The sequence below is a fragment of the Psychrobacter sp. van23A genome, from assembly GCF_030845275.1.
Lineage (GTDB): Bacteria > Pseudomonadota > Gammaproteobacteria > Pseudomonadales > Moraxellaceae > Psychrobacter > Psychrobacter faecalis.
This window is the reverse complement of the sequence record NZ_CP132595.1, coordinates 2,729,043-2,751,722: the sequence shown is the minus strand read 5'-3', so window position 1 is coordinate 2,751,722 and position 22,680 is coordinate 2,729,043. Positions and strand designations below refer to the sequence as shown.

Annotated in this window: 19 protein-coding genes; 11 read left to right on the top strand and 8 right to left on the bottom strand. The window is 44.0% G+C overall.

Annotation, left to right across the window (positions count from 1 at the left end):
• Positions 1 to 16: 16 nt before the first annotated feature.
• Positions 17 to 2,314, bottom strand: coding sequence for a DNA topoisomerase IV subunit A (gene parC / locus RAH45_RS11715; RefSeq protein ID WP_306495289.1), 2,298 nt, complete (start codon positions 2,312 to 2,314; stop codon positions 17 to 19).
• A gap of 598 nt (positions 2,315 to 2,912) precedes the next feature.
• On the opposite strand from parC, the gene RAH45_RS11710 reads away from it, so the two are divergent.
• From RAH45_RS11710 to RAH45_RS11690, 5 genes are all read left to right on the top strand, one after another.
• The gene (locus RAH45_RS11710; RefSeq protein ID WP_191690247.1) at positions 2,913 to 4,640 is read left to right on the top strand and encodes an AMP-binding protein; all 1,728 of its coding nucleotides are present in this window, start codon (positions 2,913 to 2,915) and stop codon (positions 4,638 to 4,640) included.
• A gap of 542 nt (positions 4,641 to 5,182) precedes the next feature.
• On the top strand, positions 5,183 to 6,904 hold the full coding sequence (locus RAH45_RS11705) for an AMP-binding protein (RefSeq protein WP_369811293.1): 1,722 nt from the start codon (positions 5,183 to 5,185) through the stop codon (positions 6,902 to 6,904).
• A 225-nt stretch (positions 6,905 to 7,129) separates the two neighbouring features.
• Positions 7,130 to 7,846 (top strand): ribonuclease PH, encoded by a 717-nt coding sequence (gene rph, locus RAH45_RS11700; protein ID WP_198328718.1) that lies wholly within the window; start codon positions 7,130 to 7,132, stop codon positions 7,844 to 7,846.
• Between the two features lie 73 nt (positions 7,847 to 7,919).
• On the top strand, positions 7,920 to 8,411 hold the full coding sequence (locus RAH45_RS11695; RefSeq protein ID WP_198328717.1) for a hypothetical protein: 492 nt from the start codon (positions 7,920 to 7,922) through the stop codon (positions 8,409 to 8,411).
• Positions 8,412 to 8,771: 360 nt separating this feature from the next.
• Entirely contained in the window at positions 8,772 to 9,605 is an 834-nt protein-coding gene (locus tag RAH45_RS11690) for a hypothetical protein (protein WP_198328716.1), read from the top strand.
• 164 nt (positions 9,606 to 9,769) lie between these two features.
• On the opposite strand, the gene hemJ is transcribed toward RAH45_RS11690, so the two are convergent.
• From hemJ to serB, 6 genes are all read right to left on the bottom strand, one after another.
• Positions 9,770 to 10,204, bottom strand: a complete 435-nt coding sequence (gene hemJ, locus RAH45_RS11685; protein ID WP_198328727.1) for a protoporphyrinogen oxidase HemJ — start codon at positions 10,202 to 10,204, stop codon at positions 9,770 to 9,772.
• A 119-nt stretch (positions 10,205 to 10,323) separates the two neighbouring features.
• Positions 10,324 to 11,490, bottom strand: a complete 1,167-nt coding sequence (gene bioB / locus RAH45_RS11680; protein WP_306495288.1) for a biotin synthase BioB — start codon at positions 11,488 to 11,490, stop codon at positions 10,324 to 10,326.
• Between the two features lie 322 nt (positions 11,491 to 11,812).
• Positions 11,813 to 12,319 (bottom strand): SCP2 sterol-binding domain-containing protein, encoded by a 507-nt coding sequence (locus RAH45_RS11675; RefSeq protein WP_068403625.1) that lies wholly within the window; start codon positions 12,317 to 12,319, stop codon positions 11,813 to 11,815.
• A gap of 219 nt (positions 12,320 to 12,538) precedes the next feature.
• The gene (aciT, locus tag RAH45_RS11670) at positions 12,539 to 12,928 is read right to left on the bottom strand and encodes an AciT family ciprofloxacin tolerance protein (RefSeq protein ID WP_198328714.1); all 390 of its coding nucleotides are present in this window, start codon (positions 12,926 to 12,928) and stop codon (positions 12,539 to 12,541) included.
• A 226-nt stretch (positions 12,929 to 13,154) separates the two neighbouring features.
• Positions 13,155 to 14,165 carry a DUF368 domain-containing protein gene (locus RAH45_RS11665; protein WP_198328713.1) on the bottom strand — a complete coding sequence of 337 codons (1,011 nt, stop codon included), beginning with the start codon at positions 14,163 to 14,165 and terminating at the stop codon, positions 13,155 to 13,157.
• Between the two features lie 138 nt (positions 14,166 to 14,303).
• Positions 14,304 to 15,491 carry a phosphoserine phosphatase SerB gene (gene serB, locus RAH45_RS11660; protein WP_193032091.1) on the bottom strand — a complete coding sequence of 396 codons (1,188 nt, stop codon included), beginning with the start codon at positions 15,489 to 15,491 and terminating at the stop codon, positions 14,304 to 14,306.
• Positions 15,492 to 16,013: 522 nt separating this feature from the next.
• Between serB and RAH45_RS11655 the strand changes: the two genes are divergently transcribed.
• From RAH45_RS11655 to RAH45_RS11630, 6 genes are all read left to right on the top strand, one after another.
• Positions 16,014 to 17,519 carry a hypothetical protein gene (locus RAH45_RS11655; protein WP_102077717.1) on the top strand — a complete coding sequence of 502 codons (1,506 nt, stop codon included), beginning with the start codon at positions 16,014 to 16,016 and terminating at the stop codon, positions 17,517 to 17,519.
• A gap of 189 nt (positions 17,520 to 17,708) precedes the next feature.
• A complete protein-coding gene (locus tag RAH45_RS11650) occupies positions 17,709 to 17,945 on the top strand; it encodes a PA3496 family putative envelope integrity protein (RefSeq protein ID WP_068403618.1) in 237 nt (78 codons plus the stop codon).
• A gap of 250 nt (positions 17,946 to 18,195) precedes the next feature.
• Positions 18,196 to 18,753 carry a UPF0149 family protein gene (locus RAH45_RS11645; protein WP_198328712.1) on the top strand — a complete coding sequence of 186 codons (558 nt, stop codon included), beginning with the start codon at positions 18,196 to 18,198 and terminating at the stop codon, positions 18,751 to 18,753.
• Positions 18,754 to 18,844: 91 nt separating this feature from the next.
• A complete protein-coding gene (locus RAH45_RS11640) occupies positions 18,845 to 19,315 on the top strand; it encodes a YbjQ family protein (protein WP_198328711.1) in 471 nt (156 codons plus the stop codon).
• Between the two features lie 48 nt (positions 19,316 to 19,363).
• On the top strand, positions 19,364 to 19,852 hold the full coding sequence (locus RAH45_RS11635) for a YbjQ family protein (protein ID WP_198328710.1): 489 nt from the start codon (positions 19,364 to 19,366) through the stop codon (positions 19,850 to 19,852).
• Between the two features lie 353 nt (positions 19,853 to 20,205).
• Entirely contained in the window at positions 20,206 to 21,129 is a 924-nt protein-coding gene (locus tag RAH45_RS11630) for a bile acid:sodium symporter family protein (protein WP_198328709.1), read from the top strand.
• Between the two features lie 266 nt (positions 21,130 to 21,395).
• Here RAH45_RS11630 and RAH45_RS11625 read toward each other — a convergent pair whose 3' ends face one another.
• Positions 21,396 to 22,502, bottom strand: coding sequence for a formate/nitrite transporter family protein (locus tag RAH45_RS11625; protein ID WP_198328708.1), 1,107 nt, complete (start codon positions 22,500 to 22,502; stop codon positions 21,396 to 21,398).
• Between the last annotated feature and the right edge of the window lie 178 nt (positions 22,503 to 22,680).

The window sequence follows — 22,680 nt, the reverse complement described above, 5'->3', positions numbered from 1 at the left end:
ACTAAAGAACCATAAACTACCCAATCTCAACACTCGTCACATTCTGAAAGCCTCTTGGCAACTGTCCACCGCGATTACCGCGAGTGCCCGTATAATTAGCCAAATCATTAGGCTTTAGCGTCACATGGCGTTTGCCAGCAGTGATGATTAAGCTGTCTTGCTGACTGAGTGGCGTGATGGCAAGTACTTCTTCACCGTCTTTTAATTTGATCAGCTTATTACCCTTACCACGTGCCTGTTCAGGCAAATCATCAAGGGCAAATATCAATAGATAGCCCGCATTGGTCACGACAGCGAGATGGTCAGGTGTGGCTGTTACCGCTTCACTATTATCGCCATTAGCTTCTGCATTAGCATCAATCTGCGCAACAGGTAGCAAGCGGCTATCAGTTGCTAGGTTGATGATGTTTTTACCCGCTTTTTGATTGCTATCGAGATTGCCAACGGTGTTGATAAAACCATAACCTGCTGAACTTGCGAGGATGATGCGTTGGTTATTATCTCCCGTTAATAGCTGCTCAAAACTGGCGCCCGCTGGCGGTTTGAGTACGCTGGTCAGCGGATCGCCTTGACCACGAGCCGATGCGAGGCTATGGGCGTCGATACTATAGCTGCGCCCAGTGCTGTCGAGCACGTAGATTCTCTCATTGGATTTAGCACGTACATGCGCTTGATAGCTATCACCTGAGCGATAAGTCATGCCGGCAGCATCGACGTCATGACCTTTGGCAGCGCGAATCCAGCCCGCTTTCGATAGGATGGCAGTGACAGGCTCGCTTGGTACGAGGTCAGACTCTTTTAACGCTTGCGCTTCTTCGCGTTCTGCCAATTGCGATACGCGCTCGTTGCCGTGTTCCTTCATGTCGGCGCTAAGCTCATCAATCATCAGATTGGTCAGGCTGTCTGGATTGTCCAAGTATTCTTGAATGATGGCACGTTCGGCAGCCAGTTCATCTTGCTCGCGGCGCAGCTCAATCTCTTCTAGTCTTGCCAGCTGGCGCAGACGAATATCTAAGATAGCATTGGCTTGGATTTCAGTCAGATCATAGCCTTGCATCAATGATAATTTTGGATCGTCTTCTTCACGAATGATACGAATGACTTCATCGATATTGAGATAAGCAATCAGCAAGCCTGCGAGGATATGTAAGCGTTTATCAATTTTATCGAGGCGATATTGCAGACGGCGGGTGACCACGGAGCGGCGACAGACAAGCCATTCTTCAAGGATTTCTTTGAGGTTTTTGACCTGCGGCTTACCATTTAAGCCAATCATATTCATGTTGACGCGGTAATTACTCTCAAGGTCAGTACTGGCAAATAAATGACTCATGACACGCTCAACATCGACGCGCGATGAACGTAGTTCAAGTACGATACGGCAAGCGTTTTCGTGGTCTGATTCGTCATGGATATCCGTTACCCATGGCAACTTTTTATCCATCATGAGTTTAGCGATTTGCTCTTGAATTTTATTGCCTGACACTTGATAGGGAAGCGCGTCGATGATGACTAAATTCTTCTCTTTTGGGTCAATATGGAAAGTGGCGCGCATTTTATAACTGCCGCGACCGCTTTCATACATTGCCTGCAAGTCTTTTTTACTGGTGATGATTTCAGCAGGCGTTGGCAAATCCGGTGCGGGTATCGATTGGGTCAATTGCTTCACCGATAAATCAGGATTTTTAAGCAAACGAATTGCCGCCCGTACCACTTCATTAAGGTTATGCGGCGGAATATCGGTCGCCATACCGACGGCGATACCCGTCGTACCATTCAATAAAATATTGGGTAGGCGCGCGGGCAGGGTGACCGGCTCTTGCATGGTGCCATCGAAGTTATCTTGCCAATCGACCGTGCCTTGACCAAGCTCGGCAAGCAAGGTATTGGCATAAGCCGACATTTTAGCTTCGGTATAACGCATGGCAGCAAAGGATTTGGGATCATCAGGGCTACCCCAGTTGCCTTGACCTGTAATCAGCGGATAGCGATAACTAAACGGCTGCGCCATCAGCACCATCGCTTCATAACAAGCGATATCGCCATGAGGGTGGTATTTACCCAGCACGTCACCGACCGTACGTGCGGATTTTTTGGCTTTGGCAGACGATTTTAGCCCAAGCTCGCTCATCGCATAAACGATACGGCGCTGCACAGGTTTTAGACCGTCAGCGATATTGGGCAATGCGCGATCCATGATGACGTACATGGCGTAGTTGAGATAGGCTTGCTCGGTGAATTCCGCCACGGAGCGGGTATCCATCGGTTCATTAGGAATAATAGGGTCAATCGTATGATCAATAACATCGGACATAAAATAGGGTTCGCTTTTGATTCTTAAAAGAGGTTTTCAATCAGTTTATATCGATAAAATAGGGAAAAATAAGATAGTGCTATCGTAAAGGATATTGGCAAAATTAAAAAGGGATAAGTCAGAATAGACGACAGGTCGTGACGCGCTTGATATAACAGCTTTAATATCAAATATTGAGAATGAAGTGTTGAGCAAAGTAAAAATGTGCCGGTTTTATAATTTTAGAAATGGTGGAAAATAGTGAAAAAACTGATAAATTTCTTAATAACAAATAAAAGTTTATTATATAAATAGTCGTAATTATAGCCAATTTTAGTATTTAAGTCACTGATATTAATAAAGATAGATATCGTCAAGTAAGTTTAAGAACTCAAGTTTCAATCTTTTGTATTGAGTAGTTTGTATAAAGTGTGTATGTTAATCAACAAAGGGCTATTTACCGCTATATTGTTGATCCTTCGCCATATTTTATATCGTCAGCCGCCGCCATTACTTACGTTATATCAATGGTTGGTTGTACGGCGATGTTAGATATGTTTGACCTTTTCGATTATGGATGGATTGATACCAGCACACTATTATTAGGAGCAGTAAGATTATGGAAAATCAAGGTAACGTAATTCGTCGCGATGACAAACCGTGGGTAAAAACTTACGAAAAACTTGGCATCCAATACGATATTGATATGCCGCCCGCCAACACTTCTTTGATCGATATCCTCGAACAGAATTTCGTTACCCATGCAGGTCGTACCGCTTTTGTGTGCATGGATGTGACACTTTCTTATGAAGATTTAGACCGTTATAGCAAACAAATTGCCGCGTATCTACAGTCGCTTGGTTTACAAAAAGGCGATAAAGTAGCGGTTATGATGCCCAATATCTTGCAGCTACCGGTTGCTGTATTAGGGGTGTTACGCGCTGGCATGACCTTGGTCAATGTCAATCCACTTTATACCACCAAAGAGCTTGAGCATCAGTTAAAAGACTCTGATACCAAAGTGCTATTCATCCTAGAAAACTTTGCCAAAACCTATCAAGACATCGGTAAAGACTTGGTTGATCACGTCGTCATTACCTCGATGGGCGATTTGATGAGCCCGTTAAAAGGCTTTATCGTGAATGCAGTCGTGCGCCATGTCAAAAAACTGGTGCCTGATTATAAGGTTAACGGTAGCGTAAACTTTAAAAAAGCACTTAATAAATTGTCTGTCAAAAACTATAAACGCCCAACCAATATCGGTCTTGATGACGTGGCGGTCCTACAATATACAGGTGGAACCACAGGTGTTGCCAAGGGCGCGATGCTGACGCACGGCAACTTGGTCGCCAACCTTATTCAATGTGATACTTATCTTGGCGATGCGTTTGATAAGTTCCAAGAGCGTAACGAGCAGCCGGTCATTATGACCGCCTTGCCGCTGTATCATATTTTCTCATTTACCGTTTGCGGTATGTACGGTTTATATAGAGGTTGTATCGGCTTATTGGTACCAAATCCACGTGATGGCGCAAGCTTAATCAAGGCTTATAAGGACTATCCACCGGCGTTTTTCCCAGCGGTCAACACGCTGTTTAACGCGCTTGCCAACAGCGAAGCCTTTCAAGCATTGGACCATAGCAAGCTTGAGATGTCGATGGGCGGCGGCATGGCAGTATTAAAAGACACCGCGGCTAAGTGGGAAAAAATAACCGGCAATATTATCGTCCAAGGTTATGGCTTATCAGAGACATCTCCTGTCGCGTCGGCAAACCCGCAAGGTACCGGCGAGTTCTCAGGAAATATCGGTCTACCGATGCCAGCGACTGACATGGCCATTTTGGACGAAGAAGGTAATGAGTTGCCAATTGGTGAGCGCGGCGAAATCTGTGTTCGTGGTCCGCAGGTTATGAAGGGCTACTGGAAACGCGAAGACGCGACGGCTGAGGTCATGACGGCGGATGGCTATTTCCGTACCGGCGATATCGGCGTGATGAATGAAGAAGGTTACTTTAAGATTGTCGATCGCAAAAAGAATATGATTTTGGTCTCAGGCTTTAACGTTTATCCAAACGAAGTAGAAGATGTGATGTCTGGTCATCCAAAGATTTTGGAATGCGGCGTTATCGGTATCGACGATGAAAAAAGCGGCGAAGTGCCGAAGATTTTTGTTGTGCGTAGTGATAGTAGCCTGACCGAAGAGGAAGTGCTTGCTTATGCCAAAGAAAACCTCACCGGTTATAAGCGTCCTCGTTATGTTGAATTTATCGACGAGCTGCCAAAGTCTAACGTCGGTAAGATTTTACATAAAGACTTACGCGCCCTAGAAGAAAAGAAACACGCTTAAACCGTTTCATATAATAAATAACCTAATACCAAATTTAGCGGGCTTTTTATAGCGCTTTATCAATACTGAGCATTGATAAAAATATCTTGATATTTGATAGGCGAATGGTGAAAGATGATAAGGTCTTATGCAAATGACCTTATCATCTTTTTTGTTTTTCTATAAGGGTTTGCTAGTATTCATAGAGAACTGGGCGCAAAACTGCTATAGTTCTTGCCCATAAATACTCTATTTAACAGGTGTATTTGACGATAAATGTAGAATATTATCGTCATAAATACCCTTAGACATGCTCTATATGTCTCGAGATTTTTAACTTAAAAGTTTGTGAATGACAAATTCTCTTGAATAAGCAGTTTCTTATGTCATAAGACTTCTTATTCACAAGTTTTTGCTTTTATAACTCAGTGATTGTAAACCACGGTGATTCTATTTAATAAATTTTGATAGCAACTTACTAACAGTAATATTTAGGGAAGATTATGACGGACAGTACCAATAAAGAAGCCAAAAACCATAACGCTGCGGCAGATAGTCAATCAATGGTTGAAAATACCTTTCCTACCATGCCGACGATAGATAGCGACAGTCCGTGGTTAGGCGCGTATGAGCGCTATGGCATCAATGCAACCATCGATATGCCAGAAGACAATACGTCTTTACTGGAAGTGTTCGAACGTAATTTTAGCCGTTATGGGCAAAAACCTGCTTATATTTGCATGGGTTCATCAATCACCTTTAAGCAATTAGATTTATACAGCCGCCAAATCGCCAGTTATTTGCAGTCATTAGGATTGGTCAAAGGTGACAAAGTTGCCGTTATGATGCCCAACATCTTGCAGTATCCTATTGTGATGCTCGGTATCATCCGCGCTGGCATGATTTTGGTCAACGTTAACCCGCTATATACCAGTCGCGAGTTGTCGCATCAGCTAAACGATAGCGGTGCCAAAGCGTTATTTATCGTTGAGAATTTTGCCAAAACTTACCAAGAAGCCGAAGACAAAGGTCAAGTGCAGCACGTTATCGTCTGTAAATTGGGCGATATGCTTGGTTTGGTCAAAGGCACCGTCGTCAATCTTGTTGCGCGCCACGTGAAAAAAATGATTCCGGCTTACCGCTTGCCCGGTAGCACGAGCTTCAAACACGCGTTAAATGCTGTCTCTGCGAGTAAATATAAGCGTCCTGATTTAAACTTAAGCGATGTCGCTTTATTACAATATACCGGCGGTACCACCGGTGTTGCCAAAGGCGCGATGCTGTCACACGGCAACTTAGTCGCCAACATGCTCCAAATCAGTGTCTTAATGAATAGCGCCTTCAACGACGATGTCGATGCCGATGACGTGATTTTGACCGCGCTGCCGCTATACCATGTGTTCTCGTTTATGGTTTGCGGTATGTACGGCATGTATCAAGGTTATGCTGGCTTGCTGATTCCAAATCCGCGTGATTTGGATGGCTTGATTAAAGAGATGGCGAAATATAAACCGGCATTTATCCCGGCGGTAAATACCTTATTTAACGGTTTGGTGCATAAAGAAGGTTTTGCTGATTTAGATTTCTCTAATCTGAAAGCCTCGATTGGCGGCGGTATGTCGGTCTTGCCAAGCGTGGCAAAAGAGTGGCATAAAATCACTGGCTTGCCCATCGTTGAAGGGTACGGTTTGTCGGAAACCTCACCAGTAGTGGCCTTTAACCCGATGACCATCTCTGAATTTACCGGTAAAATTGGTATTCCTGCTTCTAGCACCGACATTATTTTAATCGATGATGATGAAAATGAAGTTGCACTCGGCGACCGCGGCGAAATCTGTGTCAAAGGGCCACAGGTGATGATTGGTTATCAAAACCGCCCACAAGAAACGGCTGAAACCTTTACCGCCAAAGGTTTTTTGAAAACGGGCGATATCGGTATCATGGACGAAAAAGGCTTTATCAAAATCGTTGATCGCAAAAAAGATATGATTTTGGTGTCAGGCTTTAACGTCTATCCAAATGAAATCGAAGAAGCCATGAGTGAGCATCCGAATGTGGTAGAATGCGGCGTTATCGGCATTCCTAACGATGAGCGCGGCGAAGATCCTAAGCTGTTTGTAGTCAAAAAAGGCGAGGTAACCGAGCAAGAGCTGATTGATTTTGGCAAAAAGCAATTAACTGGTTATAAGCGTCCGCGTCATATTCAGTTCGTGGATGAATTACCAAAATCAAACGTCGGTAAAATCCTGCGTAAAGAATTGCGTAAGATGGAAGGGTTAGAATAAGGTTGGCAGCAGACCTTTAACACTAAACTTTTGGCATCAAACTTTTAGCACTAAATCTTGCGAAAGTAGCGGCGTAATAGCTTGGTGATTCTTGCTATTGCGCCGCTGCCACGTTAGGATAACGTCATCTTTTCGTCTGCCAACATAGCTGTTGACGTCGCGACGACCCTATTATTTTATAACGCTTTATCACTTTGATTTTATAACATCGTACTAGGAAATTTTATGCGTATTGATAACCGTGAGCTTAACCAACTTCGCTCGATCAGCTTTGAGCGCCATTACACGAAGCATGCTGAAGGTTCAGTATTGGTCAGCTTTGGCGATACCAAAGTACTATGCACCGCGAGCGTGGAGACGGGCGTACCGCGCTGGCTCAAAGGTAAAGGCAAAGGCTGGGTTACTGCCGAATACGGCATGCTACCGCGTGCGACCAATACTCGTAATCAGCGCGAAGCGGCTCGCGGTAAACAGTCAGGGCGCACGCAAGAAATCCAGCGTTTGATCGGTCGCAGCTTACGAGCGATGATTGATTTGGGTAAACTTGGCGAAAATACCATCTATCTTGATTGTGATGTATTACAAGCGGATGGCGGCACGCGTACCGCCAGTGTGACGGGCGCGGCGATTGCCCTTATCGATGCATTAGAGAGCCTACAAAAAGCCAAAAAACTAAAAGCTGATCCGTTAATTGGTTTGGTCGCTGCGGTATCGGTTGGTATGAAAGATGGCGAAGCGTATTTGGACTTAAACTACGAAGAAGACGCCAGCTGTGATACCGATTTAAACGTGGTAATGACCCAAAAAGGTGAGTTTATCGAACTACAGGGTACGGCAGAAGAAAAACCTTTTACCCGCGCACAAGCAGACGCTATGCTTATCCTTGCCGAAAAAGGTATCGCTGAGCTGATCGATATGCAAAAAACAGCATTAGGTTGGTAAATCTCTAAGCGTATTTTTAAGGTTTATTATTTCAATTTTTAACTATCCACTGCTCTTAAACAGGTATTCATGCATGCTAAAGCTGACCGATGACGGCGCCAAAATCACCTTGCAAGGTCAGTCGCCCGCAGCCGATAATGGGCTGTTTTGGTTTGGCACTGCATTGTTGGTTGGAGCGGTGGCGGTCGCTTTGGCAATGAGCTTGCTATCTGAGCGCTTAGCAATTGGTGCTTTGGCACTATTGATTATTGGTAGTTTTATTTTTAATCGGCAGCGCCAGCAGCGTAAAAAAACCATGAGCGGTGTTATTAGTAGCGGCGTCTTGTGGGTGCGCGATGGCGAGTTGGTACATGACCATCAAGGTAAACGCGCGCATATCCATCTGACCGATGGCGACAAAATTAACTTAATTGGCGAGCAGCTACAAATTGTCGACTGTGATGACATTCGTAAATATCTAATCAGTGGCTTTGATAATATCCAAGAAGCAACCGCGACCAAAGCCATCTTACAAGGTCAGGCTTTGAGCAAACGCCATGCCAATATAAAAATGAGCGATGAGTAAATTATTGATTAGCTTTTATCCTTTGGTCTGTTTTTCTATAAATAGTCTACAATCTGATAATAGCTAAGTATTCTTTCTGAATCTCCGTTCATATTTCTAAAGCCGATGTCTTTCTAAAAACCATATTTTTATAAAAACCAAGCCTCGTTTTACCACTTATCCTCAATTTCATACCTTTTATCGCTTATCTAAAAGCAATAGTACTTGCAGATTCCTGTACAAATGGTTTATAAGTAGGGTTGAAAAATTTATCTTATTTATCGTTAATATGCTTATTGATACCAGCTTATAAAGACCAAACTTTGTGAATGGTCAAAGCTCAAGCTAAGTCATCAATAATATGTCGCCAAGGAGTTGGTCATGTCGCGTTTGTCCTTTTGGTCAATCACAACGTCGAGCAGTGCATTATTATTTACCTTTGTTACAGTTTTTCCGGTCAACCAAGCAAATGCCGATAGCATGAGCGCCCTGATTGCACAAAAATCAGCTCAACCTAATTATAGCGCCCGATATACCCCAACGTACTCAGCGGTTCCTCCTGCCAAAATCACGACGCGATCTACCATTCAACGCGCTAGCAATGCTGCTAGCTATCGCGCGAATGCGAGCAGCGCGCAACCAAGTTATACGACTAATAGCGCGTCTAATACCTCGTATGCTAACCAAAATGCTTATATCGGTAACGCCCAAAGCAATTACCGCTATCCGGCAGTCCAACGCCAAGCGCCAACCGTTCTGCCGGCATTTCTATCGGGCAGTTATGACAATGTCGATAGCGAATATTTGCCGCTACTCAGTAATGCTGAAACCCAAAGTAGTCGGGCGGCGCGGGAAGTCATCAGCACCGCGCGCAAGATGGCGCTCAATGAGCGGACGATTATTAAAGGTGGCTGCTGGGATTATCTCAATGCGGTATTTAATCGAGCAGGGGTGAGCCGTAATACCATCCATAAAGGCACCTACGGACAAGGCCCTTATGCCAATAGCAGTGAGATAGAAGTCGGTGATTGGCTCTACTATATCAATCACGGCTACAATGGCGTCGAGCACAGCGGGCTATTTGTTGGCTGGGTCGATGAGCGTGCCAAGCAAGCATTGATACTTAGCTATGCTGGTGAAAATCGCCGTGAGCCTGCGCGCTACCGTGTTTATGATTTAAGCAATGTCTATCAAATCATGCGGCCAAATGTTTAATAGCGTTAATTTGAGATAACAAGACTTAAAAAAAGCGTCCGTTACTTATTAAAGTAATAAACCGTCCAACATTTGGGGGTCAGTTCATAACGGACGCTTTTTTTTGAGTTTCAGACTCAAGATAAAAATACTTTTAAGGTAAGTCAGCTTTACTTTCCATTATTTTAAAAAGGTTTTACCACCACTAAAATGACAATGAAAATTAACGCAAATACGGGGATTTCATTAAACCAGCGCCAAAATTTATGTGTTTTATAATGCGGATTATCAATCAGCTTTTTGCGATAAAATCCGCAAGCGCCATGATAACCTGATAGCAGTACCACCAATAGTAGTTTTACGTGTAGCCAGCCCTGAGTTTTATACACATCCCAGCCCATTCCCAACATCCATAAACCAAACAACCAAGTGGCTATCATCGATGGCGTCATGATACCGCGATAGAGCTTTCGCTCCATAATGGCAAAGCGCTCGTAGCTGATGCTATCGTCACTCATCGCATGATACACGAATAGGCGTGGCAGATAAAATATCGCCGCAAACCAGCACACCATAGAGATAATGTGAGCCGCTTTAATCCAATTAAAATAGTCTGCCATCATTTTCTCTCTTACGTTTTAGTATTTTACGTTTTAGTATTTTGTGCGCAATTTCTTAATTAATAATGTTGGCAAGCTTAGCGTAGATGACGCGATAATGGTAGCGGCACGTATGGCATTTACTCTGCTAAGACAACTTGCGACTGATGACCACTCATGGCGTCAAGCACCGCTACTTGCTTTGGCGCTCGTGGCGCGGCAAATTGCTTAGTCAAACCAAGCTCGCGCATCAGTCTATCATCACCTGACTGGCTGGCATTGCCAGTGGTCAAAAGCTTATCACCATAAAAGAATGAATTTGCCCCTGCCATGAATGCCAATGCTTGTTCAGCGTCAGACAAGCTTTCGCGTCCAGCAGATAAGCGTACGTAGCTGGTTGGACAGCAGATACGCGTTACGGCAATCGTCCGTATCCATTCAAGAACGGATAGCTGACCTTGTGCTAATACTTTATCGCCAATCGGCGTCCCTTGAATAGGCACCAGTAAATTGACTGGAATAGATTCAGGCGCTTTGGGCATTTTTAGTAACTCATGGACCCAAGCGATGCGATCATTACGGCTTTCACCCATGCCAACGATGTTGCCGCTACAAACGTTAATACCTGAATTGCGTACATTCGCAATGGTATCTAAGCGCTCATCATAGCTGCGCGTACTGACCACTTGCTCGTAGTAACTTCTCGAGGTATCGAGATTATGATTGTAATAATCTAAACCTGCATCCGCCAACTGTGCTGCTTGGTCTGTATCTAGCATACCAAGAGTCATACAGGTTTCAAGTCCCAATGCTTTGACTTCTTTGACCAGTTCGACCACATAAGGCATGTCTTTGGCGCTTGGATGCTTCCACGCTGCACCCATACAAAAGCGCGATGAACCTGTGGCTTTGGCGCGTTTGGCGGCGGCAATGACTTTATCGACTTCTATACGCTTTTCTGCTTGTAGCTTAGTGGTATCGCGGTGGTGACCGGACTGCGAGCAGTAACCGCAATCTTCAGGACAGTTACCGGTCTTGATAGACAGTAAGGTGCTGATTTGTACTTCATTAGCGCTAAAGTGTTGGCGGTGTATCGTCTGTGCTTGCAGTAATAAATCCATCAACGGCAAGTCAAACAACTGAGCGATTTGTTCACGGCTGTATTTTTTCTCGCGGTTTTTAGTCGCGTCTGTCGCTAAGCTTGCTAAAAAATCATGGGACGCATTGTTATTATTAAGTATTGAAACAGTATTATTATGACTATGGTTATTGGCATTTGGTTCTGAGATATTAAGCAATCCTGCCATGAGATAAATCCTTTTATAACGATATTAAGAGGTATTAGATAAATTAATAGCGATTAGTTAAATTAAGAAAAATTGAGTAACCTTGGGTTTATGCCTTTGTTAAAGTGTAGACAAAATAATTTAGGCAATAAAAAAAGGTTGCCGTATAGTATACCGCAACCTTTTTAGAAAATCAGAATAGTGCTAAGTAGTGAAACGTATCTAGGTTATTTTTACACTAGACTGTTTTTACGCTAAATTGTTTTTACGCTAGATTATATGGACGTTAGCCAGCTACTCTCTGCTTATTTTCACTCGTGACATTATTTATTCGATTGAGTTATTACTTACCCAATTTATGCTTAGCAACACCGATCCAATGATTGGCAAATTGCTGCGCTTTATAGGCATAAGGCTTGGCTTGTTGAATATAAGGTTTGTACTGTTCTGGCACCGCTGGCACAATATGTTTGGCAAGCTTATTGAACCACATCATGAGGCTATAGTCGCCCTCGATGCTCAAATTGCCTTCTTGCACGGCAGTCATAAAAGCAGGCAGGCTGCCTTTGGTCAATAGCTTAACGCCCGTCATCGAATCTTTAAAATTAATCGTCAAATCAGCGTCTTTGGCGTGACCGCTATGTTGACTAAATTGACCATTATCAAAGCTATAGTAACGCGCGATATCAGCGTCAGTGCTGGCAAGCTCGATAGTGACTTTACGATCAGCAAACAGCGCTTTGACGTCTTCATCTTCGCTATCAGCGAGCATCGATAAACGATAACCAATCACCGCCAATAACACATCTAATGGGTCAGACTTAATATCTAATACAGGAACAGTAAACATAATCGAACTCCTAAACAACCTAAAGAATGAAAAATGAAACGCAAAATAATGCGTACTTTATAACAATTTTTATGACAAATATATAATTAGATTATAAACGATTGAATAGATGATAAGTTTCCATTCTTTAGGATTTACGTAGAGTGCCTTAAGTATCTTGTAACATTCGATGACAGCGGTATGATTGGAACAAGCTTAGTAAATGACCGAATGACTGAATTACTGAAAGCGCGGTTGATAGTCATCATCATAAACGGGCGTGTGTTCAATATAGCGGGCGGCTTGTCGCTCGCGCTGCTGATGTACAGTGCGGCTGACGTCTTCGTAACGCAATGCTCTATAGAGTACCCAACCTATCAAAGGCAACCAGCTAATACCCATCGCGATCACATAATTGTGCCATTCTGATAGTACCGACCAATAACTTAACAAGCTATGAATGGCTTCAACCGCCAACCAATACGCCATGCCGCCAAACAGATACCACAGTAACCAACGCTGCGACGATAAAGCCAGCGCAAGCACCAAACCCATTAGCAGTCCAGTACCCAATATGGCACCTACGCCCCATGTCTCACTGGCAAAAGTAGAAAATATGGTTAATAACATTGTTCATCTCGCTCTTTATCAGGTGAATTCCAACAGGGTCATTATGGAAGTTTGCGAGCTAAAGCTAAAGAGGCTAGCGACGACTTTGCGACAACAGCTGACGTTTGATTTTTTTAAACAGTTTTAAGGAAATTGCTCGCAAATATCGCCGTTAATAGCAACAAAAAAGCGCCTCAATCGTGGGCGCTTTTTTGGACTTAACATACTCTTTAACGTAGATTTGGCTTTAAGGGCGAACGCCGCGGCGCCCCCACCACGATAAGGCAGTGACCAAAACAGCGCCTAACAGCATCAAGCCCAAAGTCGTCAGCCAATGCGCGCCCGTAGGGTATTGCCATGGCATGACGTTACTGATAGCAGCGCTATTTAATGTACCGAGCGCATCGGTTTTCCATGGCCAAACTTTCACCAGCGAGCCTGCAATAAAACCTGTCAACAAGGCAAGGGTTGCTTGATAATAGCGTGATAGCAACCATTTGAGCATACGGGTAAATAATAATAACCCCGTTGCCATGCCAGCTATGACAGTAAAAATAATACTAAAGTTTAGCGTATGCACCGCTTCGAGTACGGTGTCATAAGCGCCCATTAATAATAGAATAAATGAGCCTGAGATACCGGGTAATATCATCGCACAAATGGCAATCGCACCTGCAAGAAACAAATACGGCAAACTCGGCGCGGTGGTCAATAACGGTAAGCTACTGATGACAACCGCGCTACCAGCCCCTAGCAAAAACAATACCACCCGTCCTATATTCCAGCGTGTAATCTCAGTCAATAAGATAAAGACTGTTGCCACCACCAAACCAAAAAAGAACGACCAAATCAGTAAAGGCTGATGGTCGAGTAAATGCTTAATAAATCCAGCTAACGTAGCAAAACTGGTGGCGATACCAAGTAGCAAGCACACCAAAAAAGTGGCATCGACTTGCTTCCATACGGCGACCAAGCCTTTAAGCCCGCCTTGTTGGCGAAAGATTTGCCAAAGATGAGGGCCGACGCTACTCAAAGCATTAATCAAGCGCTCGTAAATCCCTGCAATTAGGGCAATCGTGCCGCCAGAAACACCGGGTACAATGTCTGCTGCACCCATCGCAATGCCTTTGGCATAGACGCCAAATAGCTGCTTTGGACTGTCATTATAAATAGGGGTGCTTTCTTGGGATAAAGACGCATTATCTATAGGAGTGGAAGATGACGGCGCATCTGGCCGCGGTGATTGTGATGCCGTCATGGACAGTCCTTTTTTATTTAATAAGATAAAAGTAAGATGAATAGGGTAAAAGAGATGTAGATATAAAAAAGCTTCAACCATAAAAGCTAGGCTAAAGACAAATCCTTAACCTAGCTAATTTTTTAGAATGGTTAAGCGTTATTTAGTGCGGGCAAAGGCTGGATAGCCAAGCGCATAAAGCACGCCTTCAAGCCCTGTAACATTGACCGCAGCGTCCGCACGCGCTTGAACGATAGGTTTGGCATTAAACGCCACGCCCAAATCCGCTAGCGCCATCATCGGTAAGTCATTGGCGCCATCGCCGACGCAAACCACTTGTGACATATCAATACCCAAGCGCTCAGCAGTATGTTCAGCAATCGCCGCTTTTTTGGCGCCATTAATAATCGGCAGTTGCACATGACCGGTCACTTCGCCGTCTTCGATATCTAGCGCATTGGCGTGGACTTCATCGATGCCTAGTTGCTCAGCGATATAACGGGCAAAATAGGTAAAGCCGCCTGAAACCAAGACTGTATGATAACCCAGAGCTTTAAGGGCGCTGATAGTGGTCAGCGCGCCTGTTGATAAGGTTAAACGGCTACAAATATCATCAAGCACATCGGTCGATATGCCTTTTAGTAACGCCACGCGCTGTGCAAAGGATTCATCAAAATCCATCTCACCGCGCATCGCCGCTTCGGTAATGGCTGCAACTTTCTCGCCGATACCCGCAGTTTTTGCCAGCTCAACGATGACTTCTTGTTCAATCAACGTCGAATCCATATCAAAACAGGCCAGCTTATGGGTACGTAGCATATGACCGACCGACAAGATATGACAGTCGACCACATCTAAATGCTCGCTACCTATGGCAGTTTGCGAGTTTTTATAGTCTTCCATTAATTCTTGACGCAGACGGGTGGTCAATTGGTCATCGATAATGTGCGCCGCTGCTGTCTTTTTAGCAGGGTGCATGAGAGTATCGGTGACGGGCACCAGCAGATAGCGGAACACTTGCACATCAATAAACGAGCGCTTGGCAAATGGCTGCGTGGTATCTATATCAGCAATCTCAATATCGACAAAATTGGCGTCGGCGTCTTCTGCGACAGTGACCAAGTGCCAGTTTGGCTGCTCATCGACCCAAGACTGCACATATTGATGAATATCGAGCGAAGATACATGCGTCGGCAATACCACAATTAAGGCAAACACAGGCAAGGATTGTAGCGCATCAAAATCATGTAGATTTGTGCCTTCAGGCAATAATGAGGCTACAGAATCGACCGCTTGTTGCCAAGCTTTGCTGTCTTTTGGTAACGAGTAAGATGTATTTTTTTGCATCGCTCAATTGTCCCTTGTATGCTGATATAAGATTGGGAATAATAGCAGCTTTACTGGGCAGCGCCTATAGATGAGGTACAAAGTCTCACAGTCTGATAAAAACGCTTAGCATACCCAATTAACAGGCCTAAAAAGCGCCGCCGCATAGAAGAAAATTCTTACAATAAATTTATGCGATTCGCTAACGCCATAACCCTTACTATGATGATATAGTAGAGAAAATAAGCGCTCGATTTGTCGGTAAAGGTATGAACCAAACATAATTGCACAACAAAACTGCTGTACGATGGCAAGGTCTTATCAATAGCATTGGTTTCATTGTCATCTGTTTAGGTGCTATTTGTTTAAGTGCTATTTGTTTAAGTGCTATGCGTTTAAATACTGCAATACTATTGATTGAGTGGCAGCGCTAGTAAATTAAGCAAAAAATAAATAGACAAATTAAGAGCTGCATACACTTCTAGAAAATGAGCCTTAGCCTCGTTTTTTTACTTCCATTTATCCAAAAAAGTTTACCATATCATGACGTATTTAGCGCCGCGGCAAGGGTTGTTTGCCATTATTCTTCTGGTTAGTTTTTGTTTGCAGACCCTATTATTGGTCATCAGTACCGATCAGCAGCTGAGCAATAGCCGTGCCCAAAAGGGCGAGCAAATGGTCGCTCAGCTCATTGATGAAGCGCGCTTATCTTTAGAAAATAAAGACCGCGTCAGCCTTAGCGTCATAGCCAATCGTTATACCAGCGAGCAGGACGTCACGCGCATTTTGATTAAAGACAATAATGGTGATGTCTTGGTACCAGTCGGTAATGCACCGATGCAGCAAGGCGATACCATTAGCCAAATCGCCACCAAAGGCGATGCAGTCATCGGTAGCGTGGCCTTGACGCTTAAAGACATTAGCAAGGGTGAGATTATCGCCATGCAGTGGCCGTTTGTGATTGGCTCGATGCTGCTGCATTTGTTGCTATGGCTGATTTATGGTTATATTGCGCGCCCAACCAAAGAGCAAATCAATGCGCTAAGCCGCGATATTCAAGATTTGCATCGCGAGCAGTACAGACAGATTGATCAGCGCGAATTTGCGCGAGGTTATGAGCGCAACCTTGAGCGTGGCGATGAAACAGAAGATGTGTCAACAGAATCCGCTAGTGCAGCCAATGCCGCGGCTACCAGCCGCAATCCAAATGCTGATAAATCAGACCTACCGCGTAAACTAGATATTCATAGTGCGGTCAATCAATACGTTAGAGGGCAGCAAGGTCAAAATCCTGAGCTTGATGCGACTCATGACACCACTTCACATGCTATGAATAACGATGGCGCGGACAATCTACAGGACCAACTGACTGCTGGCAATGCTAACAATCATGACAGCCATAAGTCTAATGGCTCTAATGGTATGGCTCGGCTGTCTGCCAACCGTCCATTTGATAGTGTCAGCGTCCAGATAGTCTTTCATGATGAGTTCAATATGCTCGAGCGCTTAGCGCCGTCGCAGCGCCTGCCTTATTTGGCATTATGTACGCAGTTATTAAATCAAGCGGTGACCGAATTACTGAAGCAGCCATTATTGCTTGGGGTCAGCGCAATTAATGAGCCACACTTTGATGAAAGCGGCGCTTATGTGATGCTAAAGGCAGATAATAGCCATGCCAAAGTAGCATTGGCAGGGGTGATGCTCGCTAAGCTGTATCTCATGCTCAATAAAATTATCCACGATAAGCATATCGAGCTGTCAAGATTTGCCTTACCAGCGAAAGCGGGTGTCAGTGACAATGCGCAAGTTGAAGCGATGAGCCATTTATTAGAGAGCGTCGGTAAAAAAGAGCAGATGCTTATTTTGCTACCAAATGCGGGTATTAAACAAATCAATCATCATGTTCAGCTCCAAAGCGTCATGCGCCCAACGACCGTTTATGAGCGCGAATGTGCGATATTCGATGGCGGTAATGATGCCATGATTCAGCGGCTGGCTGATGTACGTAATGCGGTATTGATGATTGAAGAGACAGAAGAGCAAGGGTAAATTTGTCACTTTAGACGTCAGTGAATCTCTACAATTGCCTGTAAGATAAATGCCTATGCGCTTATTATCTTTGAGCATAACGTTGTCATAGTGATAAAAAGGATTGACAACGCTTGGGAGAGACTTTATAAGGCATATATATATTTATGTATTTTTAATACCTTTGCCGAAAAACGATAGGAGCTTGTCATGAGTGACGCTGATATTGATGACGATTTTGATGACGATTTTGTCGATGATGACGACGCCAAGATGGTGGAAGAGGCCGAAACCAGTGTGCGTACGCGCTTAAGCAGCCTTGAAAAACGCCGTTTGATTGATAACCTACTAGAAGAAAAACGTCTAGAAAAAGAGCTCAAAGACGATCTTGATGACATCGATAATTTTGATGAAGATGGCGATGACTGGGATGATGACGATATTTAACCCGTTATTTCTGTTTTAAGTTTGCCGCCTGATAATCAGGAAAAGTAAAGATAATGGCTTGTGTTAGCCGAAAGTTGTTAACTGGTTACACAGATAAGCAATCATCATGTTAAGTATATTGTGCTAAGCTGATTGTCAGATATTTTTAATAATATTAAATTGTTAAAAATGATGCTGCAATCAGCTCTTTTTATGTTGCCATACTCATGTATGGCGTACGCCGTAATCTAGCCGCCAAGGACTCCCTGCTATGAATAACCCACTCAGTTTCGATGAATTATTAGACTATTTGGACAATGATGAGAGCCAGTTCGTGCTGGATAGTGTTGCCACCCACGGTTTTTTGACCGCCACTATTATCGGACGTCCATTGCCAAATTGGCTAGATGCGCTATTTGAAGGTCACGTCAGTGACATTCCTGCAAATGTGATTGACGGTATTCAGCGCTGGCGCGACTCGATTATGGCTGAGCTAAAAAACGAAACGCCGATCGAGCTACCCTTTGGTGAAGATGCGGGTAATGAGGAAGTGGCGGTCGATTTTTCAGAGGAGTCTGACATCGTTGCTTGGTCGATCGGTTTTGTCGATGCGATGTATGGCGATGAAGCCAGTGATTGGTTTGAAGATGAAGAAACGGCAGAAGATGTGGCGGTCTTAACCTTGCCTATGATTGTGCTAAGCGGTATCGATGATGAGGATCCTGAGCTTGCCGAAATGCGCGCTGATGAAGATAAAATGGCGCAAATGGCCAATAGCATCGAAGGCAATTTGACCGAGCTGTTTTTATTGTTTCATACCAATGACTAGCAGGGTTTGTTTCAACAATATTGATTGTTTATTATGCACTGACACCATCAATCTTCATTAAATTCATATAAGTCACCAATAAGGCTGTAGCATGACTGTGCAACTTTCCAACCTTGAGCACTTACCCAACTACCAGATTACCGAGCGCTTGGACGTTGTTTACGGTAGTACTGTGCGCTCAAAGCACATGGGCAAAGACTTGTTCGCTGGGCTAAAAAATATCGTTGGTGGTGAGCTGACGGCTTATACCGAGCTATTAGAAGAGTCACGCCAAGAAGCCATCGATCGTATGGTCATCAAAGCAGAAGCCTTAGGTGCCGATGCCGTGGTAGGTCTGCGGTTTTCGACTTCGAGCATTGCCCAAGGCGCTTCTGAGCTGTTTGTCTATGGCACCGCGGTTAAAGCCGTACCCATGCCGCAGCAGTCCGTCTCTTCGCCGTCATCTCATCAACCGCCAAGCAATCCTTCTTGTCCTACAGGTTTGCAAAATCACGACCAAGCAGCGCCGCAAAACCCCAACGTCGCCGCTGATGATTTGCCACGTTTCAATCCTTTTGGTTAATTAACCAGCAAAAAAAGCAGCAACGCTTTTTGACGCTCGAGACGGTCCATGAATAATTCTCTCACCCAAATGCTCATCAACTACGCGCCGCTTCTGGTGTTGTTTGTGGTCGGCTGGTTTTTTGGCTCACGGCATGAGCGTCAGCACTTGGCACAATTAAAAATCGCTGAAAAAGAGCTTAGCCATATTGTCGTCTCGACCGAGCGCTTTTATGTCCCCAAATTGGATGCTCATACTGAGGGTGAATTGGTACTTGGCAGCGTGGTGATTGCGCAAGATTATTTTAAAATGGTCATTGCTCGCGTTTTAAGTATCTTTGGTAAAAATCTTACCACTTATGAGACCTTACTTGATCGCGCGCGCCGTGAAGCTGCCGTACGTATGCGTAGCCAAGCGCAGGCGAAAGGCTATAGTCATATTTATGGCCTGCGTTTTGAAGTCAGTAATGTCAATCAGTTGGGCAGCATGGTCGAAGCCATTGCCTATGGTACCGCCGTCCATAGTTGTGAAAATTCTAATAAAGCCTCTATGTATTAGATATCATTTAACCGTAACTCCTTAGAATCTTCTGGCAAACCCTTTCTATTTCTACTCTATTCCCACATTTTACACTTGACTGATGAGTCGTTGAATAAAGCAAATGTATATGACATTTGCGCTATATACTCGCTATATGTTTTGCTGACTTTTATGCTATAAGCACTCTCATAAAAGCTATAGTGAGTGAAAAGTAATATCGATACATCAGCAATTCAGTATAACAATGAGTGATGGCTGTTGATGTTAAGCGTTAGCCGCTATTAACCAGCCTTAGCAAGGAATGCTAAGCAGGTATCACTTAATCATTAGCAGTTGATCTAGGAATAGGTCACATTTACAGGGATGTTAGTATGGAAAGTTTGGCGCTAGTCACTTTAGTAAACTCAGTTATTATTCCTATTTGCTTGTTTTTAATCATGATGGGCATGGGCTTGACCCTCGTCACCAACGATTTTAAACGGGTGTTAAAGTATCCCAAAGCTGTCGGTATAGGCTTGACCAATCAGCTGATACTACTGCCAATCATCGGCTTTACCTTAGCCAATATCATGCCATTACGCCCAGAGTATGCCGTTGGCGTTATGCTGCTCGTGCTATGCCCAGGCGGCACTACCTCAAACTTATTTACTTATTTGGCCAAAGGCGATGTGGCGCTGTCGGTGACGATGACCGCGATTGCCAGCGTTATCACGGTATTTACCATTCCAATTGTACTGAGCTTTTCGTTGATTTATTTTATGGGCAGCGGTAGCGCGTTTGAATTGCCCGTATTAAAAACGGTGCTTACTTTGGTGCTGCTAACGATTGTGCCTATTAGTATCGGCATGCTGATTAAGCGTTACGCGCCAGCAGTCGCCGATCGCTCACAAATCTATGTGTCGCGCTTTGGCGTGCTTTTTTTAACGTTTTTAGTGCTGTTTTTGGGCTATGTGCAACGCGATATCATCGTCGATGCCTTTATCGCTACCGGCCCTGTGTCGATAATATTGAACCTTTCAACCATGGCGCTTGGTTATTATAGTAGTAAATGGTTTGGTCTAAACTTGGCGCAAAGAACGTCGGTCACGTTAGAAGTCGGGCTCCAAAACAGTACCTTATCGATATTTATGGCGTTGACGTTATTATCGAACTACGATATGTCGATGATGCCAGCCATCTATACCTTGGTGATGTTCTTGACGGCAGGGATTTTGGTACGCATATTTAGCGCGCGACACAATAAACTGAGAAAGTCTGAAATAGAAAGCAGTGTATTAGCCGCGCGCATGCTTTAACGCTAATGATTTAGACAGACGTTAAGCATCTATAGCCAATTCAATATAAAAGTGGTTCATTTAAAATAGCGCTCTGCTGGAATAAATCTTCCTCGCTTGCTGTGTGCTTCGCACTCCAGAGGCTTCGAAAAATTTATTCCAGCAGTCCTATAACATTTCTAAATGGAATTTACTATATATCACTCGTTCATAAAATCCCATAACAGGTTTAAATGCTTAAAATCTGTTATGGGAAATTAGCTTAAGGATTTTACTGCTAATTATTGTTAATAAGGTCGTCGGGTATTTATACGGCTGTTTATATTGTTGACTTCGTTTGGTTTGTCTTTGGCAGTTTCTTCTTTGACCTTAGCAATATCAAACAAGAAGGTACGGTTTTTTAGTACCGCGACAAACACCACCCCGCCAACGGTGTTGCCAACCAATATCACCGCCAAAAATAGCAAATAGCGCGCTAAGCTGACGGTATTGCCATAAAGCAAAGCAGAAAATATCTCGATATTACCGACGATACTATGATGCAAACCTAAAAAGCCAATACTGCCAGTAATCAAGGTCACTAAAACAATGCGACTTAGGGTATCGCGCGCCGAGGTCACAAGCCAGGCGGTGATACCCATCATCCAGCCTGCCAAGATGGCGCTACCAAATATCACCCACCATCTAAACCCTAAGATATGCTCGGCATAGGCATCGATGTCACTGACGCTAAACAGCTGCATATTTAAACCTAGTCCGATCATCAAAGCGGCAAATAAACAGCCACCAACGACGTTACCGGCGATGACAATGCCCCAAAGGCGTAGCAATTTATGTAAGGGTTCGATTTTATTGAGTACAGGAAGGCTTAAAAGAGAGGTTTGTTCGGTAAATAAAAGCGATTGACCGATGACGACAATAATAAAGCCAATCGGATAAAGTAGGGAAGCGAGGACGATCGCGTAATGGCTCGGGAGCACGCCACTCAAAAGCGCAAAAGCCGATAAAATCATAAAGAAGCTGATGCCAATCTCAAGCCCAGCAGTAAAAGCACTGGTAAATAACGAGCCAAGCGAGCGCTCAAAGGTTTCTCTGGCATCCATCACCTGCTCAACCAAGATACTGGCATAGCTTTTTGCTTGGCTGAAATTGTCATCATTGGCGACTTTTTTGATGGTCTCTTTGTCTTCTTCGCTAATATCCTCAGAGAAATCTTCGTCCTCTAAGTTTTCTGTGGTATCGGAGTCGCTCTGCGCCTCAGTATCGCCTTCTACTTTGTCTTCAGTACTATTTTCTTCAGCAGCTATAGAGCGTACATCCTCTCTTTTTTCAGCTTTAGAGTGGCTGCTATTGCTACTATTATTGTTATCGTTGTGCTCGCTATCTTTAGACACGGTCGGCTCGCTGTTTATCTGATAATAATTTAGGTTTCTCTTTATTCTAGCGTATGCGCAGCGTTTATTATGTTGAGTGTTCAGCCGATTACTGTTGTAAATTGGCCCCTGCCGCTATTGAAGACTGATAAATGTCCTTAGCATCTAACAAAATCTGCCCATCTGCGTTAAAATCACT

Excerpts from the sequence above, each read along its gene's own strand:
- parC (WP_306495289.1), bottom strand. The coding sequence starts at position 2,314 with ATGTCCGATGTTATTGATCATACGATTGACCCTATTATTCCTAATGAA.
- RAH45_RS11710 (WP_191690247.1), top strand. The coding sequence starts at position 2,913 with ATGGAAAATCAAGGTAACGTAATTCGTCGCGATGACAAACCGTGGGTA.
- RAH45_RS11705 (WP_369811293.1), top strand. The coding sequence starts at position 5,183 with ATGGTTGAAAATACCTTTCCTACCATGCCGACGATAGATAGCGACAGT.
- rph (WP_198328718.1), top strand. The coding sequence starts at position 7,130 with ATGCGTATTGATAACCGTGAGCTTAACCAACTTCGCTCGATCAGCTTT.
- RAH45_RS11695 (WP_198328717.1), top strand. The coding sequence starts at position 7,920 with ATGCTAAAGCTGACCGATGACGGCGCCAAAATCACCTTGCAAGGTCAG.
- RAH45_RS11690 (WP_198328716.1), top strand. The coding sequence starts at position 8,772 with ATGTCGCGTTTGTCCTTTTGGTCAATCACAACGTCGAGCAGTGCATTA.
- hemJ (WP_198328727.1), bottom strand. The coding sequence starts at position 10,204 with ATGGCAGACTATTTTAATTGGATTAAAGCGGCTCACATTATCTCTATG.
- bioB (WP_306495288.1), bottom strand. The coding sequence starts at position 11,490 with ATGGCAGGATTGCTTAATATCTCAGAACCAAATGCCAATAACCATAGT.
- RAH45_RS11675 (WP_068403625.1), bottom strand. The coding sequence starts at position 12,319 with ATGTTTACTGTTCCTGTATTAGATATTAAGTCTGACCCATTAGATGTG.
- aciT (WP_198328714.1), bottom strand. The coding sequence starts at position 12,928 with ATGTTATTAACCATATTTTCTACTTTTGCCAGTGAGACATGGGGCGTA.
- RAH45_RS11665 (WP_198328713.1), bottom strand. The coding sequence starts at position 14,165 with ATGACGGCATCACAATCACCGCGGCCAGATGCGCCGTCATCTTCCACT.
- serB (WP_193032091.1), bottom strand. The coding sequence starts at position 15,491 with ATGCAAAAAAATACATCTTACTCGTTACCAAAAGACAGCAAAGCTTGG.
- RAH45_RS11655 (WP_102077717.1), top strand. The coding sequence starts at position 16,014 with ATGACGTATTTAGCGCCGCGGCAAGGGTTGTTTGCCATTATTCTTCTG.
- RAH45_RS11650 (WP_068403618.1), top strand. The coding sequence starts at position 17,709 with ATGAGTGACGCTGATATTGATGACGATTTTGATGACGATTTTGTCGAT.
- RAH45_RS11645 (WP_198328712.1), top strand. The coding sequence starts at position 18,196 with ATGAATAACCCACTCAGTTTCGATGAATTATTAGACTATTTGGACAAT.
- RAH45_RS11640 (WP_198328711.1), top strand. The coding sequence starts at position 18,845 with ATGACTGTGCAACTTTCCAACCTTGAGCACTTACCCAACTACCAGATT.
- RAH45_RS11635 (WP_198328710.1), top strand. The coding sequence starts at position 19,364 with ATGAATAATTCTCTCACCCAAATGCTCATCAACTACGCGCCGCTTCTG.
- RAH45_RS11630 (WP_198328709.1), top strand. The coding sequence starts at position 20,206 with ATGGAAAGTTTGGCGCTAGTCACTTTAGTAAACTCAGTTATTATTCCT.